Annotated in this window: 12 protein-coding genes; 5 read left to right on the top strand and 7 right to left on the bottom strand. The window is 68.5% G+C overall.

What is annotated here, in order from left to right:
• Positions 1-1,089: 1,089 nt before the first annotated feature.
• Both ACFOY2_RS54195 and ACFOY2_RS54190 read left to right on the top strand, forming a co-directional pair.
• Entirely contained in the window at positions 1,090-1,452 is a 363-nt protein-coding gene (locus ACFOY2_RS54195; RefSeq protein ID WP_379536035.1) for a CGNR zinc finger domain-containing protein, read from the top strand.
• Between the two features lie 291 nt (positions 1,453-1,743).
• Positions 1,744-2,730: a tyrosine-type recombinase/integrase gene (locus tag ACFOY2_RS54190; protein ID WP_379536034.1), complete on the top strand. Its 987-nt coding sequence runs from the start codon at positions 1,744-1,746 to the stop codon at positions 2,728-2,730.
• A gap of 110 nt (positions 2,731-2,840) precedes the next feature.
• On the opposite strand, the gene ACFOY2_RS54185 is transcribed toward ACFOY2_RS54190, so the two are convergent.
• On the bottom strand, positions 2,841-3,785 hold the full coding sequence (locus ACFOY2_RS54185) for an NAD(P)-dependent oxidoreductase (RefSeq protein ID WP_379536033.1): 945 nt from the start codon (positions 3,783-3,785) through the stop codon (positions 2,841-2,843).
• Positions 3,786-3,843: 58 nt separating this feature from the next.
• Here ACFOY2_RS54185 and ACFOY2_RS54180 point away from each other — a divergent pair, with 58 nt between their 5' ends.
• Positions 3,844-4,245, top strand: coding sequence for a MerR family transcriptional regulator (locus ACFOY2_RS54180; protein WP_379536032.1), 402 nt, complete (start codon positions 3,844-3,846; stop codon positions 4,243-4,245).
• A gap of 46 nt (positions 4,246-4,291) precedes the next feature.
• On the opposite strand, the gene ACFOY2_RS54175 is transcribed toward ACFOY2_RS54180, so the two are convergent.
• The 5 genes from ACFOY2_RS54175 to ACFOY2_RS54155 all read right to left on the bottom strand — a co-directional run bounded on the left by ACFOY2_RS54175 (position 4,292) and on the right by ACFOY2_RS54155 (position 10,887).
• Positions 4,292-7,333 carry a Tn3 family transposase gene (locus ACFOY2_RS54175; protein WP_379536031.1) on the bottom strand — a complete coding sequence of 1,014 codons (3,042 nt, stop codon included), beginning with the start codon at positions 7,331-7,333 and terminating at the stop codon, positions 4,292-4,294.
• A 201-nt stretch (positions 7,334-7,534) separates the two neighbouring features.
• Positions 7,535-8,437: a phosphotransferase family protein gene (locus ACFOY2_RS54170; RefSeq protein WP_379536030.1), complete on the bottom strand. Its 903-nt coding sequence runs from the start codon at positions 8,435-8,437 to the stop codon at positions 7,535-7,537.
• Between the two features lie 11 nt (positions 8,438-8,448).
• Positions 8,449-8,604, bottom strand: a complete 156-nt coding sequence (locus tag ACFOY2_RS54165; RefSeq protein WP_379536029.1) for a hypothetical protein — start codon at positions 8,602-8,604, stop codon at positions 8,449-8,451.
• 339 nt (positions 8,605-8,943) lie between these two features.
• Positions 8,944-10,143 (bottom strand): hypothetical protein, encoded by a 1,200-nt coding sequence (locus tag ACFOY2_RS54160; RefSeq protein ID WP_379536028.1) that lies wholly within the window; start codon positions 10,141-10,143, stop codon positions 8,944-8,946.
• Between the two features lie 309 nt (positions 10,144-10,452).
• Entirely contained in the window at positions 10,453-10,887 is a 435-nt protein-coding gene (locus ACFOY2_RS54155) for a MarR family transcriptional regulator (RefSeq protein ID WP_379536027.1), read from the bottom strand.
• A gap of 121 nt (positions 10,888-11,008) precedes the next feature.
• Between ACFOY2_RS54155 and ACFOY2_RS54150 the strand changes: the two genes are divergently transcribed.
• Positions 11,009-11,875 (top strand): NAD(P)H-binding protein, encoded by an 867-nt coding sequence (locus tag ACFOY2_RS54150; RefSeq protein ID WP_379536026.1) that lies wholly within the window; start codon positions 11,009-11,011, stop codon positions 11,873-11,875.
• A 188-nt stretch (positions 11,876-12,063) separates the two neighbouring features.
• Here the strand turns inward: ACFOY2_RS54150 and ACFOY2_RS54145 are convergent, their stop codons facing one another.
• Positions 12,064-13,521 carry a serine/threonine-protein kinase gene (locus ACFOY2_RS54145; RefSeq protein WP_379536025.1) on the bottom strand — a complete coding sequence of 486 codons (1,458 nt, stop codon included), beginning with the start codon at positions 13,519-13,521 and terminating at the stop codon, positions 12,064-12,066.
• 306 nt (positions 13,522-13,827) lie between these two features.
• Between ACFOY2_RS54145 and ACFOY2_RS54140 the strand changes: the two genes are divergently transcribed.
• A complete protein-coding gene (locus ACFOY2_RS54140; RefSeq protein WP_379536024.1) occupies positions 13,828-14,439 on the top strand; it encodes a Tn3 family transposase in 612 nt (203 codons plus the stop codon).
• The last annotated feature ends 61 nt before the right edge of the window (positions 14,440-14,500 follow it).

Here is a 14,500-nt window from a genome sequence, read left to right as displayed (position 1 = left end):
CCGTACCACTCGCCCGGGTTGAACAGGACGATCAGGCGGAAACCTCCATCAGTCGAAACCGATCAGGAGGGACGACCACCTCGTGAGTCATCGAGGTTGGTCTTGTGATCATCGTGATCGGCGCCGAACAGGTAGACGCCGCTCTCGGTCGGCCAAAGTAATCTCACTTTCCCTGAGAAGAGGCCTAGTGCGTGAGCTGCTCCGACCAGCGGGCGCGGAGCTTATCGTCCATGTCGCCGACCAGGCTCTGCGTACTACGACATGTCGGCCATCGTGCCGCCCTGGGGTCTGAAGCCGGTGGCGGGCGACGTCCGTCTAAACAGCGTCTACTGTCCAGTCATTCAGCAGTTTTAGTCCGCGAAAGCAGGCACAGTTGAACCGTCAAGGAAAATACTCCCTCCGTATCCTCACAGTGACGGCTATGGCCAGCATCGTGCTGGGCGCACCTGTCTCTCCCGCTCAGGCGGCAGTCGATGATTGCTGGGCTGACCGCCAAACAAATCAGGCGTGGGCCAGGTGCGATAGCGGATTTGGGAGGTATCGCGTAAAAGCGCAGTGCGACTCACCAACGTATCCTTACTCAATCACGATCTACGGCCCATGGAAGACGCGGGCGTCGGCCACAGATGAGGCGCCGTATTCGCGGGTATATGGCGATAGCTATGCCTGCCACATCGTCAAGGCATGGGTATCCGTTTAGACGTACTCGGCATTCTATAATCCATTGCGCGCGGCTTCCCTTGAGATGAGGAAAAAGCCTCGGGCGATGGCTTCCTGGGCTGGATGGCGATAACTCTGTCCGCCCTGGTCGCGGCACCAAGACCCGCAAGTCTCGCGCGGATGCTCGCGCCTGGCGGAAAGCTCCCTGGTCTTGGCAGAGCGGCCAACGGTGCGGCGCTGCAAGTGGTTGGATGAGCCCGAAGAAGCGCCGTGCACGGTTGAAGCTGGTGAATAGGTGATGCTCGGTCGTCATGCGACTGGGTCGCGGAGCCAGATCCTGATCGAGGCGACGTCGATGGTGCCCTGATAGATCCGCTCCCGCTTGTCGGCGCGCAGGGCTACCGCCCGGTAGCCCTGCAGCTTGTTGGGTTGGGTAGGCCGCGTGGGAGATGCCTGCTCTGGCAGGTCCTTTTCCGCACGGCCCCCTTCGCGACCATCAACCGAGCCGCGACCGCGGCGCCACTGACCCCGGAACTCGCCGCCGACGGCACCACCACCGAATGGGCGCCGCCGGTGCGGGCCACGCAAGCGCTGTCGACCCTGGCACGGGAGATGGTCGAACTGCTGTCCGGGCCACTCGCCGAACGCATCCGCGAGTGTGCCAGCGACAACTGCCCCTTGGTATTCGTCGACACCTTCCGCCCCGGCGCCCGCCGCTGGTGCGCGATGGAACGCTGCGGAAACCGCCACAAGCTCCGTGCCCTGCGCGCCCGCCAGGCCATGGAACCGTGACGCAGCCTCAAACGCGGCGAATCCGAGGCGCCTCGGATTACCGCTTGCCGCCGCAGAGCAGGCCCTCGATGCCGACCTCCAAGTCGCACTGGCCACGAGCGTTTTGATGGTGGTGGCGGCGAGCCCTGTCGGCGAGGGCCAGCACGGCGTGGATGGGGGTTGAGGAACATCTCTGCGAGATCGTGCGCTAAGCCGCGTCGTCGCTGGTCGGGCCGCTGGTGAGGTGGGGCGCGGAAGAATCTTGAAGTTTTGGCGCAGATAACGGCCTATTATCTGTGGCAAGGGAGTGGTGTGGCCGAGCTCGTGGCGTTGCCGACCGGCGGAACCGCCGGGAAGACGCTCACCGTCGCCACGGCGGCCGACGCGTTCCTCGGCTCGCTCTGCAATCCGAACACCGTCCGCAACTACGGAATCGGAATCGGCAAGACCGTTGAACGGCTCGGCGAAGCCAAGCCGCTGGCGTCGGTGACCGACGAGGAGATCGGCGAGGCGCTGGAGCTGCTGTGGGGCAGCGCGGCGGTCAACACCTGGAACGCCCGTCGTGCCTCGGTCAGCTCCTGGCTGGCCTGGTGTCGCGAACGCGGGTACGACGCCCCGATCGTTCCCGCTTGGACCAAGCGGCTGGCGGTCCCCGACTCCGAGACCCCGGTGCGCTCCAGGATGGAGATCGACCGGCTGATCGCGCGCCGCGAGGTCGGGCTTCGGGAGAAGACGCTGTACCGGATGCTGTACGAGACTGCCGGACGCGCTGAGGAGATCCTGGGCGTCAATGTCGAGAACCTGGACTTCGTCGGCCGCCGGTGCCGAGTGAAGGCCAAGGGCGCCCGGGCCAAGACCCGCCGTCGCGGCCAGGCCCGCGAGGATGTGGTGCTGGAGACGGTGTACTGGGATGCCGGCACTGCCCGGCTCTTGCCGCGCTTGCTCAAGGGCCGCGCCCGGGGCCCGGTGTTCCTCACCCACCGCCGCCCCGGGCCGGGCAAGGTGGTCTCCGCGCGCGATGTCTGTCCCCACACTGGGTTTGCTCGCCTGTCGTACGGTCAGGCCCGCGCGCTGCTGGACGCTCACACCGCACTCGGCGGGCCTGGCACAGGGTGGGACCTGCACGAGATGCGGCATTCGGCCCTCACCCACCTGGGTGAGGGTGGTGCGAGCCTGCTGATGCTGATGGCCAAGTCGCGTCACAAGAAGACCGAGAATGTGCGCCGCTACTTCCATCCTTCGCCGGAGGCGATCGCCGAGCTCACCAGCCTGCTGGGGCCCGGCGACCGGTTCCGGTGAGCTGCCGGTCAAGACCGGTGAGAACCGTGATCCGCGTGCGGCGTCAGGGTTCATGCACTGTCCGGACATGCTGCGGGTGGTGGCTCCCTGGCCATCGATCAGGTAAGGGCCTACGAGCCGCTGCGGATGTTCGGCCGCATGGCTCTCAGGGGGGTCTCGGCGCCAGGGTTCTTGAGAATCTCGAACAGGGCGAAATAGTTTTCGGTGCCGTGCCCCTGGGCGATCGCTTGTTCGGCGAGTTGCTTCATCAGTTGCGGATGGGCGGGGTGGACGCCCTGCTCGACGCTGGTGCGGGCGATGTGTTCAAGGGCGTTCAAGTTCATCTGCATGGTCCCCTGGTCGCCGGGGTAGACGCCCTTGTCCAGGTTCGGTGCTTGTTCGGCGAGGCTGGCGGGGTCCAGCACCACGGGCATGAACCAGCCGAGCGCGATCTCGGCGAACTCGGCCGCGGGCACGCCGGCCGAGTCGGTCAGGGCGGCGGCATGCAGGAAACCGTTGATGGTCGCGTACATCATGCCGAGCAGTGCCGTGTTGAACAGCACCGCCAAGCCCGGGTCGGCGCCGAGGTGGCGGGGATCACCCAGGTCGGCCAGAATCTCCCGGTGCCGGTCCAGGACGTCGCGGGCTCCGCTGTACAGCAGGGCCGATCCGTCGTACCCGATGAGGGCCGGCGGCACCATGATCGCGCCATCGAGGTAGTCGAGGTCGCGCTCGGCCGCCCAGACGGCGGCCGTGCGGGCTTCCGCAGGGGTTCCGGAGTTGAGGTTCACCAGCGCGTGTCCGCTGAGCGCGCCGGCGGATTCGAAGACTTGGTACATGGTCGCGTAATCGTTGAGGCACACGATCGTGACGGGGCTCGCTGCCACGGCGTCGGCGACGGTGGCCGCGCGGTGCGCTCCCTCGGCTACCAGGCCGTCGGCCTTGCCGGGGGTACGGTTCCAGACCGTCAGGGATCGGCCCTTGCCAAGAAGGGTGTGTGCCAACGCCGATCCCATCGGCCCCAGGCCGATGACGGTGACTGCGGTGTCGCGTGCGGATGAATACTGATCTGTCATGCCGATAGGTTGAACCCTCACGTCGATGTGAGAGTCAACTGGAAGTGGCGGTCGTCACATGCGGATCGGAGAACTGTCCCGGCTCACCGGCGCCAGCGTGCGTTCGCTGCGTTACTACGAGGAACAGGGCCTGCTCCGGCCACTGCGACGCCCCAGCGGCTACCGCGAGTATCGGCAGCAGGACGCGGCCACAGTGCGGGGCATCCGCCTCATGCTCGCCGCCGGCCTCAACACCGCCACGATCAGCGAGTTGCTGCCCTGCATGACCGACGACGGCGAGGCGCTGGCACCCTCCTGCGCCGGGATGCTTCCCGACCTGCACCGCGAACGGGAACGGCTCAGCAACGCCGCGGCCGACCTCCTGGCCGCGCGCGACCGACTGGACACCCTCATCCAGACCACCTCACAACTCGATCCCGCCGACCCATCGGAATGCGACGCGGTAACCGCACCCCGATAGGCGCGTCTCGGGGGTCACAGCCAGTGAGGCCGTCGGCCGGCGAACGTCACGGCGTGGGGTTCAGCGACCTTAGCCCGCCGGGCATCTCCGGGAGTTGGAAGGAGTAGCGGCCCATCATGTTGATGTGGTGCCGCACGAACGGCGACAGCCGGGCGACGTCCTCCTCCCGCACGTCGAACCCGCCGGCGCGCAGGTGGGTGAGGGCGGCGTCCATGTAGCGGGTGTTGAACAGCACGATCGCGTTGAGGACCAGGCCGAGCGCGCCGATCTGGTCTTCCATGCCCTCGTGGTAGTTCTGGTAGAGCTGCCCGTTGCGGCCGTGGAAGACCTTGCGGGCCAGGGCGTGGCGGCCTTCTTGCAGGTTGGCCTGAGCCTTGATCTGGTGGCGGTAGCCGGGTTCGTCGGCCATCCGCAGGATGTGCAGGGTCTTGGAGATGCGGCCGTAGTGAGCGATGGCATCGCCGAGCGGGGTCGGGCGGCCGTCGCGCGACAGCATCCGGATCACGTCGTAGGCGCGCACTGCGCCGGTGTGGATCGACCCGATGATCCGCAGGATGTCCTCCCAATGCCGTTCGATGCGGGCCGGGTCGACGCGGCCGCGGGCGGCGTCGGTGAACGGGCCGTAGTCGGCACGGGCGTCGATCCGCCACATCTTCTGGTCGGGAAGGTCGGCCAACTGCGGGGCGTAGGCGTACCCGGCCAGGGTGAGCAGCCCGAACACGATGTCGCTGTAGGCGGCGGTGTCGGTCACGATCATCTCGGGGCGGCGGCCGCCGTCGCGGTCGTACAGCACGTCCAGCACGTGCAGCGAGTCGCGCGGCGTCCCGGCCACGATCTTGCCGCCGAGCCCGGCGGCCTGGTCGTTGATCATGTTGAGCCAGGTCGCGCCGCCGCGACGGCCGAAGTACTTGGGGTTGGGCCGGGCGTACACCGACGGCACGGGAACGACGAACCGCATCCCGTCGATCGAGGCAACCAGGCCGCCGCCCCACGTGCTGGCCAGGGCGATGGTCTGCTGCTTGGCGATCAGGGTAGCGTTGGCGGCTCGGTAGGTGGCCAGCCGCAGGTAGGTCTGGTCTACATGCGACAGCCGGTCGCGGGTCAGGGCCTCGGCCGAGCCGATGACCGGGGTGTAGCCGATGTTGCAGCCGTGGGCGACCAGCAGTGCGGCGATGGTGACGTGCAGGTCGCCCAACCTGGCCTCGCCGCCGGTGATGGAGGTGAACGCGGTGTCGGCGCCGGTCCAGGCGAACACCTCCAGCAGTACCTCGGGCAGGTCCACCCTGGGCAGCAGCGCGTTCACCGCCGACCGCAGCTCGGTCAGCGAGGCGCGTTCGGGCTGGGGCTCCAGCGCGGCCAGGTGCAACCGGCCGTCGTCGCCGAACACCACCTGAGCATTGCCGGGCAGCCGGCCCGCGACTTCGTGGTAGGTGTCGTGCAGTAGCTCGGCGCGCGCCTTCAGGTGTTCCTCGGCCCGGCCGGGCAGATTCAAGCTGGCCAGCACCTTGGGCCGGGCCAGCTCCCAGGCATGGTCGGCCAGCAGCTTGGCGCGCGGGTCGCCCCATCTGGAGGAGTTGCGGGCGAAGATCTCGCGGCGGCGCAGCATCCGGTGGAAGTGCTCCAGCACGCAGAAGGTGTAGGCCTTCCAGTCCACCGTGCCCGGCTCAGCGTGTGGGGCCGCCAACACCAGCCGCCTCCAGGAGCCGACGAGCAGCCCGGTGTCGATCTCGCTGGGGGCGACCTTCTTACGGCCCGACAGACCCGGCAGCAACCGCAATGCCTTGAGCACCGGCAGTCCTTCGGGCGTGGCGCCGAAGTCCACCACGGTGGTGAGGCGTTCCAGGAACGGCCGTACGGTGGGGAACCGGGTGACCAACTGGGCGCGCCATGCTTCATCGGCGTCGGAATCCAGCGGCGGCGCCAGTTCGCCGATCGCCGCCAGCGCCGCGGCCAACTCCCGGCGCGGCACCACCGCCTCGATCCGCTGCCACACCGCCTCCACGCTGTCGGCCTCGGGCGGGAAGACCTCGCCGGTGCCTGTGTCGACCTGCTCGGTGGTCGACTCGATCAGCACCTGGACCGCGGCCGCCAGCTTGGCCGAGGCGCGCTCTACCCGCGGCAGCGTCTTTATCTTCTCCCGCGCCGTCTCCCGCTCGGCGCGCGCCAGCAGCTTGGTCGCGATCAGCACGTCCAGCAGGTCCAGGGCGTCATCGACCGCCCGTGTGGTCAGGTGCACCGCGGTGGCCAGCAACGTGGCCAACCGGCGCGGATCGCTGTGCCGGCGCAGCAGCGAGGCCTTGCCGTCGATCCCATACCGCGACAACTCCGCCAGCCGCCGCGGCGGCACCGCCGACACATCCAGCTCGCCCATCCCCAGCGAGGCGATCTCGGCGGCCCGCTCCAGCGCTCTGGTCATCTGCGGGCCCGACACTCGCACCGGCCCATGCCGCAACCGGTCAAGCTCCGACACCCGCGCGCCCGGCGGCACCTGAAGCAGCGAGTCCAGCACCGCCCGCTGCCCGATGCTCAGCAATCCGTACAGGCTGTCCCACAACCGCTGGTTGGCCACCTCCCGCACCGAGCCGACCAGCCGTTCCAGCGTCGTAGCCCCCGGCAGCAGCACCCGCCGTTCCCGCAGCCACCCGGCCGCCGCGTCGAACAGCGCCTTGGGCCCGTCCCCGGTCGTCCACGCCCGCGCGTCCACCCACTCCCGCAGGTCCTCGGCGACCTCAGCGAAGTCCCGCCACCCCTCCACCTGCTGGATCTCCCCGGCATGCGTGCGGGCTGTGCCGTCGCGCTCCCCGTACAGCTTCAGGCACGAAGCGTCGGCGATGTCCAACTGCTCGGCCAGGTACTCGGCCACCTCCGCCGGCACCTGCCGCGGGTCGGGCATGAACCGGCCCAAGAACCGCACGCTGGTCAACTGGACCGCGAACCCCAGCCGATTGTGATCCCGGCGTTTGTCCTGGATCAGCTCCCGGTCCGCGTCGTCCAGGAAGAAGTACCGCTCCAACTCCGCACGCGACGGCGCCCCGCCGAACGCCCCGTACCCAGCCGCCTGCTCATCGGTCAGGAACTCGACCGCCACAGCACCCTCCGAAGATCGACAAAACGACCCACGAAGGTTCCAGCGGTAAATAGCCCCAGGTCAAACCGGTACAGGCGCCCTTGAACGCTTAGCGCACGATTTCGCAGAGATGTTCCTCAACCCCCTGGATCTCGGCGGTGATCTGGTGGACCAACTCCTGGTAGCGCTCGACCCCGCGCCGCTGCTCGGCCCGCGCCCGGCTCAGGCCAGTGCGTCCATCAGAGCGGTGACATAGGCATCCAGCCGCTCCTCCACGGCACGCGTCGTCAACTCTGCCCTTCCTGCCTCCCTCCATGGCCGCGACACCAGCTGCACTCCTTCTGAGCACGCCAGCCCGTCCCGCACCTGCCAGTACAGCCGCTCGCCCGCGGTCGCGGCCAGCACACCGCCGGCCTCCTCATACGCCTCCGCAAACCGCAGACCCCACGCCGGTCCGTGCAGTAGCGCGAGATTGGTGGAGCAGTGCGCCACGTCGAGATCCGCCGGGCCCCAACAGGTCGCTGCCCAGTCGACGACGCCGGTGATCCGGGCACCTGCCAGCCTTGGGGGCGGCACGTCGAACAGCACGTTGCCGGGCTGGAAGTCCCGGTGCAGGAGCCGTCCCTCATAGGGCGGTGCGGGCCTGCGGATCACATCGATCGCCGCGGCCCATGCCGCCGCGTCGGCGCCCCTCGGAGTCACGACGGCGTCGGGGGTCGTCAACGCAACATACTCCCGGGGCCGCTCAGCGGGTCGCAACGCATGGATCGCCACGAGTTGACGGGCCAGCAGAGGAACGCGCGTCTCCAATCCCTCATCGTCGAGGACCGTCCGGCCCGCCAGATGTGTCATAAGGAGCGAGGGATACTCGCAATGCGCGGCGGTCGAATCGACCGCGACCAGTCCAGGAGCCGGCACGCCGGTCCCCGTGCACAGGGTCAGGGCGCCAGCCTCCCTGTTCAGCGAGTCCTCGGCGTGCTCCATGTTGACGAAGGTCCGCAGCACCAGGTCACGGGTGCCTCCGTCCCGCGTGCCGATGGTCAGCCTCCGCATGTCGGCAGTGATGCCGCCGGGCAGCGCCTCGGTCCTGACGATCCGTTCGCCGACCTCCAGGTGCCGACTCACCCAAGTCAGTGTCAACGGTCGGACAGCCGCCACACCATCGTGGTTGGCCACCGTGCCACCTCATCATCCGGACGGAGGGTGAAGAACCGGAACAACTCCTCGCGCCCGATCTCGGGGAACTGGCGCAGTGCCTCAAGTTCCTGGTCGGTGAAGACCTGAGCGACCAACCAGCACCCTCGCCACAGCCCGAAGATCCGCAGTTCAGGAGCCTAGTCGATCATATCTGCCCGAAATTTCTCGGACGCTACGGCGCCCCCGGACACCGTCCCAGAGAATTCACACGCAGGGCGGCGCCGAGAGGCCCGGGAGACGCTCCAGGCCATGGCGGTTGCAGGGGCTCCAGGCTTCTTCAACGGCAGCGGGCAGCAGAACGCGCCGATGAATGCCCAGGTTGAGAAACAACCGGACAGCCGTCGACACCGACCACGGTAGTGCCGCAAAGCTGCCCGAAGGCTCGGAACGCCCTATTCCGCCTGAAGACCAGCGACGATGCCTGCACTCTCCTCCTACGCCGAACGCATTTCCGCCGCAACCGCCCGTTCCCGCAACTGCGCCGCCTCCGCCCGCGCCGCCTCCAACTCGGCCCGCACATCCTCCAACCGCACCCGCTCCAACCGAAGCTCCCCTCGCAACCGATCACGCTCCTTCACCGCCGCATCAGCCCGTGACCTCTCGCGTGACACCGACTTCCGCTCCTGGGCCACCGCACCGGCCGCCTCTTCCTCGACCGCCGCCACCTTCTCCTTCAGCCGCTCCACGTCGGCCTCCGCCTGGCTGGCCTCTTTGAGCGCCACCGCACGGTCACGTTCGGCCCCCGACGCCGTCCGCTCGGCCGCGATGGCGCGCTCCACGGCCCGCTCTCGCTCCTGCGCCGCCGCCTCTTCCCGGGCCTTCGCGCCGACCACATCACGTTCGGCCTGCTCACGCGTCAGAATCGCCGCCGCCGTCTCCTCCCGGGCCCGATCCCTTTCCTCCCGGGACCGGTCAGCGTCCTGTTCAGCCTGTACGGCCTGCGCCCGCGCCTCCTCCGCCCGCCTGTCGGCCGACTCGACCCGGCCGGCCAACTCCCGAACCGCCTGATCCCTTGCCTGCTCCGTCAGCTCAACCTGCCGGGCAGCCTCCTTGGCCCGCCGCTCGGCCGCGTCCGCGCGACGCCGCTCCTTGTCGGCTGTCTGCAACGCCTGCCGTTCGGTACTCGCCGCCTCCCGCAACGCGGCCAGCGCCTGCTCCCGCGCCTGCTCGGCATCGCTCAGCGCGGTCTCCCGCTCGTTCTCGGCCTCCTCGAGCCGCTCCCGCATCTCGGACGTCTGCCTCCGGGCATGCTCGGTGGCCTCACGCGCCAGCCGTACCTGCTCAAACGCCTGCTCTCGCTCGGTACGCGCGATCGCGACCCGCGTGTGCGCCTCCGCCTGCACCGCGCTCAGCTTCGCCTCGACACCCGCCGGACTCAGCTCCTCGGCCAACGCCCGCGCCAGCGGCTCGATGGCCGAGGCCAGCCCATTCTCCATCCGGTCGTACAGCTGCTCCGCCCTGGCCAGCGCCCCCTCCAACCCGGGGGTGGCCCGCCGTGACTCCCGCTCCCGCTTGGCCGCCGCCTGACAGTCCTTCCCCGGGCAGTACGCCTTCGGGCGCCCCCGCCCGGCCCGCTGCTCAATCGGCGCCCCACAGTGCTTACAAAGCGTCACCACGCTGTTCTCTGCAGTCACGCCGCCAGTCTAGCATTTTCGATTTTCCAGAAAATAAAATTCAGAAAAAACGATCCGTTGCGTCGCGAGCAACCCCAGCTAACTTGCGGGAAGGCAGAATTCCCGCAAGTTACAATCGCCAGACGCGCGTGCCACGGCGCGCGGAGCGGATCTCAGCGTCGGCGATCGAGCAACGCGTACAGCTGGCGCCCGCACCCGGTCCGCCCACATGGACGGGCAATCGTCCTGGTGCAGGCGGTTACCGGGATTGATCGTGCTGCCCGAGTTCGAACTCGAGGCGGCAGTGCGGCGCTATGGGGGCTGGGCGTCTCAGTCGCCCGACAGTGCGACGGTGGCGTCGCGGCCGGCGCCGGTGGCGCGACGCAGGAAGTCGGCCAGTAGGTCCAGTTCGGCTTCCGTATACCCGGCGCAGATCTCGTCCATCGCATGGTTCATGCCGGAGTAGAGCCGGAACAGCTCCGCGTTGCGCTCGGGCAGCGCCCTGATCAGTACGGCGCGGCGATCGGCGGTGTCGCGCTCGCGGGCCACCCACCCGGCCCGTTCCAGCCGGTCGAGGATGCCGGTCAGCGTGGCGGGATGCAGCCCGGTCTGCCGCGCCAGGGCGGTGGGGCTGATCGGCCCGTGCCGACCGATGAGGTCGAGGCAGTCGAGATCCACGTCCTTCAGCTCCGCCCGCGCGCTCACCTGCCGATCGAGTAGGGACAGCTGGCTGCGGAGCTCGCGCAGCGCCTTCTTGATCGCCACCGCGGCCCGCCTACGACGGCGTGCGTCATCCCCATCCCCAGACGTGACGGAACTCATATCATATGACTTTCAAATTAGATGTTATGGTTTCCATACCATACGGCATGCGGAAGGAATTGCCATGATCCTCGTCACCGGAGCCACAGGCATCATCGGCCGCCCCCTCGTCGACCTGCTCGCCGGCGCGAACGCCAAGGTCCGCGCTGTCACCCGCACCACCGCACCCGCTGCCCTGTCTGCCACCGTGCCCGCCACGGTCGAGGTGGTGATCGGCGAACCAACGCAGCCCAGCACCCTCGCCGGGCACCTGGACGGGGTCACCGCGCTGTTCCTGCACCCACGGGCCGTAGGCGAAGCGGCGGCCGAGCTTGTCGCGCTGGCCAAGAAGCACGGGGTGCGGCGGGTGGTGGCGCTGTCGGCCATCAACATCGACGAACCTCTCGACCATCAGCCGTCGCGCTTCCGCGGTGACCACAACAAGGAGGCGGAGGAGGCCGCTGCCGACAGCGGCCTGGAATGGACGAGCCTGCGCGCGTCGAGCTTCGCGGTCAACACCCTGACTAGCTGGGGCGGCCAGATCAAGGCAGGCGACGTGGTCCGCGGCCCGTACGCCGGCTTCGCGGAGACCCCGATCGACGAGCGCGACCTCGCGGCGGTGGCCGCCCACGCACTGCTGACCGACGACCTGGTGAACCAGCGCACTTACCTGACCGGCCCGCAAGCTCTCACGCACGCGCAGATGGTGGAGATCATCGGCAGGGCCATCGGCAGGCCGCTGTCCTACGCGGAGGTCCCGCCGGAAGCCGCCGCCCGGGGCCTGATCGCCCACGGCATCCCCGAGCCCTTTGTTACGGCGCTCATGGCAAGGTACGCCCGCGACCTCGGCAAGTCGCCGCGGGTGACCGACGACATGGCACGGATCCTCGGCCGACCGGCTCGCACCTTCGCCTCCTGGGCTGAGGAGCGCGCGTCGGCGTTCGGGGGCTGAAACCGGGTGCTTGGGGGCTGAAGAGCAGGCGTTTGGGGGCCGAGGGACCGACGGTCATGACCGGAGAATCACGGACAGAGCCAGGGCGCGCCGTTGCGGCGCTCGGCCCTGGGCCAGCGTGCCGTGGGAGGCGGCAGACCCGTGCGTGGCCTCAGCCGAAATACGCTCCAAGCAAGGGTTGACATGTGTCAGGGCAGGCTGGACGGGCCGCTGTACAGGTTCCCGGCGTAGTGAGAGAGCGCGCCCATCACGCGACCGGCGTCACTCGCGGGGATGCCGCGTCCGACGAACACCTTGGAGTTGCCGTCTTTTTCGATCTTGGCTGGGTGTTTCTGCCGCCATTTCGTATCTGATACGCGCTCCGGGCGGACAGTAGCGACCAGTGTCACGGTGCCGCCGGACCGCATGAGTTTCACCGCCTTCAGATCACCCCACTTGTACACGGCCGGTAGCTCGCCGCTCACGGTCAGCCCGCCGGGGCTGACCGTGAGGCTGTCCAGCTCACCGAACAGCCCATGCCAGCCACCAAGCAACCAGCCGCAGAAGTAGCCGCCGGTCGAGCCGGCCGCGAAGAGGATCACGCCGCTCGCGACCACATCATCGTCGCCGATCAGCACCTTGCCGGCGAGCCCCGCCACCAGTCCGATGATCACGCATATCCCTCCCACGAGTTCGCCGCCGAAATCGGACGCCCTCCGACCGCGCGCCTTGACCGTCCCCATCCGATCGCTGGTAATCGTCGCGGTTTCGCCGGACGCCAGGCGCTCGGGCGCCTTCTCCGGGGGCCGCTCCGTGGTGATGGGCTTGGTGGGCGTTGTGGGCGTGTGGGAGGTGTCCGGATTGGCCCGGAGCAGGGCGCGGGCGGCGGCGGCATCGGGCCGCCGAGTGGGTGTCTTCTCCAGCAGCCGCAGCAGGATCGGGCCGAGTCGCCCTGCGTGCAGGGGCGGCCGGGGGTCCTGGGTCAGGGCCGCGATCGGGTTCTGCCGCGCGAAAGGCGGCTCACCCTCGACCGCCTCGTACAGGGTCACTCCGAGGGCGAACAGGTCGGCCGCTGCGCCCGGTTCGACACCCTGCCACCGCTCGGGCGCCACGTAGCCGGGCGAGCCGATGACCACGCTGGAGGCGGTGAGCGTGGCATCGGTGGGGGCGACGGCGATGCCGAAGTCCGTGAGCAGCACCTGGCCGTCGGTGGCGAGCAGGACGTTCGCGGGTTTGACGTCGCGGTGCACGATGTCCGCCTTGTGTGCGGCGCCCAGGGCCGCCAGCATCGCCTCGGCGATCCTGGTGACCTGGTCGATCGGCAGGCGCCCGTGCTGCCGCAACTCCTCGGCGAGCGTGCGGCCGTCGACATACTGCATCACGATCCACGGACTGCCGTCGTACTCAAAGGCGTCATGGACGGTGACGATGTTGGGGTGGTCGCGCAGCCGGGCGGCGTGCTGCGCCTCCCGCACCGCGCGGGCCATGCGTTGCCGCTGCTCCTCGGGTGTGGTCGGGCCCGCTAGGCGCACCTGTTTCAGGGCGACCTTGACGTTCAGGTCCTCGTCGTGGGCGAGCCACACCTGGCCGAATCCCCCGATCCCGAGGCTGCGGACCAGCGTGTAACGGCGCCCGATCACCTCGCCAGCCTGAACCGTGTCCCCCATGGCGTGCCCTCCGTCTGCGGTCAAACCGCGTCGCGTCCTCGGAGCGGTGTAAAGGCTCGACGAGGTAGGTGCAGCCCCTTGTCCTCGTCACCACTGGCGACGTGGGTGCCGAGCGGCTCGGAAGCGGGCAGGCGCTAAGTCTGCCACTGGCGCCCACAGTACGCCGGGCGGCCGACACTTTCAGCTCAGTTCGGGGGCTCGTGCGCGCGTGCGCGATGCATCTGTCCGCGGAGTCCGCGAACGCAACGTCCAGCGCGGATCCGCACCCGGCTTCCTGCCCAGCGCGTGACCAGCTACAAACGATGTGTGCAGCACCTCTACTTCGACCTCGGCTCTACTGCAGGCGGCGCCTGCTTCGAGGTGGAGCTGCGCGACTCGACCGCCCGGGTGTGTCTCATGGACGCCGACGACTACCAGGCGTACCTCGACAACGACGAGTACCTGCTGCCCCGCATCAAGCGGATCAAGCGGATCAACCGGGTCAAGATGTATCAGGCCGACCACGGAGACCTGGCCCGCTATCCGAACCTGGCGCCGGCGATGACCAGGCCGATCCGCTGGGACATCATCGCTGCCAATTACGACCAGGTCATCAAGTACGCCACCGCGATCCGCACCCGCACCGCCTCCACCGAGGCCATCTTGTCGCGCTTCACCCGTACGGCGTCCCATCCGGCCTACCAGGCGATCCTGCAGATCGGCCGTGCGGCACGTGCCACGTTCGTCGCACGGTACTTACGGGATCGCGATCTGCAGCGGGAGATCGAGGAAGGGCTGAACGTGGTCGAGGCGTGGAACCGCGCCAACGCGGTGCTGTGCTATGGCCGCGGTGGGGAGATCTCCACCAACCGGCGCGATGAGGTGGAGATGACCGCGCTGTGTCTTAGTGGCCGTCTCCGTAAATCTTTCGGGGGTTGACTTTCGGATCTGATGCGTTCACTCCGTGAGGGTGGTCACGTAGAGATCGCAGACCAGGTCG

Source organism: Nonomuraea purpurea, from assembly GCF_042650645.1.
In the GTDB taxonomy this organism is placed as follows: Bacteria; Actinomycetota; Actinomycetes; order Streptosporangiales; family Streptosporangiaceae; genus Nonomuraea; species Nonomuraea purpurea.
Note: the sequence above shows the minus strand (reverse complement) of the source record. Positions and strands in the feature narration are given on the sequence as shown.

Coding starts and splice junctions, on each gene's coding strand:
- ACFOY2_RS54185 (WP_379536033.1), bottom strand. CDS start 3,785: ATGACAGATCAGTATTCATCCGCACGCGACACCGCAGTCACCGTCATC.
- ACFOY2_RS54180 (WP_379536032.1), top strand. CDS start 3,844: ATGCGGATCGGAGAACTGTCCCGGCTCACCGGCGCCAGCGTGCGTTCG.
- ACFOY2_RS54150 (WP_379536026.1), top strand. CDS start 11,009: ATGATCCTCGTCACCGGAGCCACAGGCATCATCGGCCGCCCCCTCGTC.
- ACFOY2_RS54145 (WP_379536025.1), bottom strand. CDS start 13,521: ATGGGGGACACGGTTCAGGCTGGCGAGGTGATCGGGCGCCGTTACACG.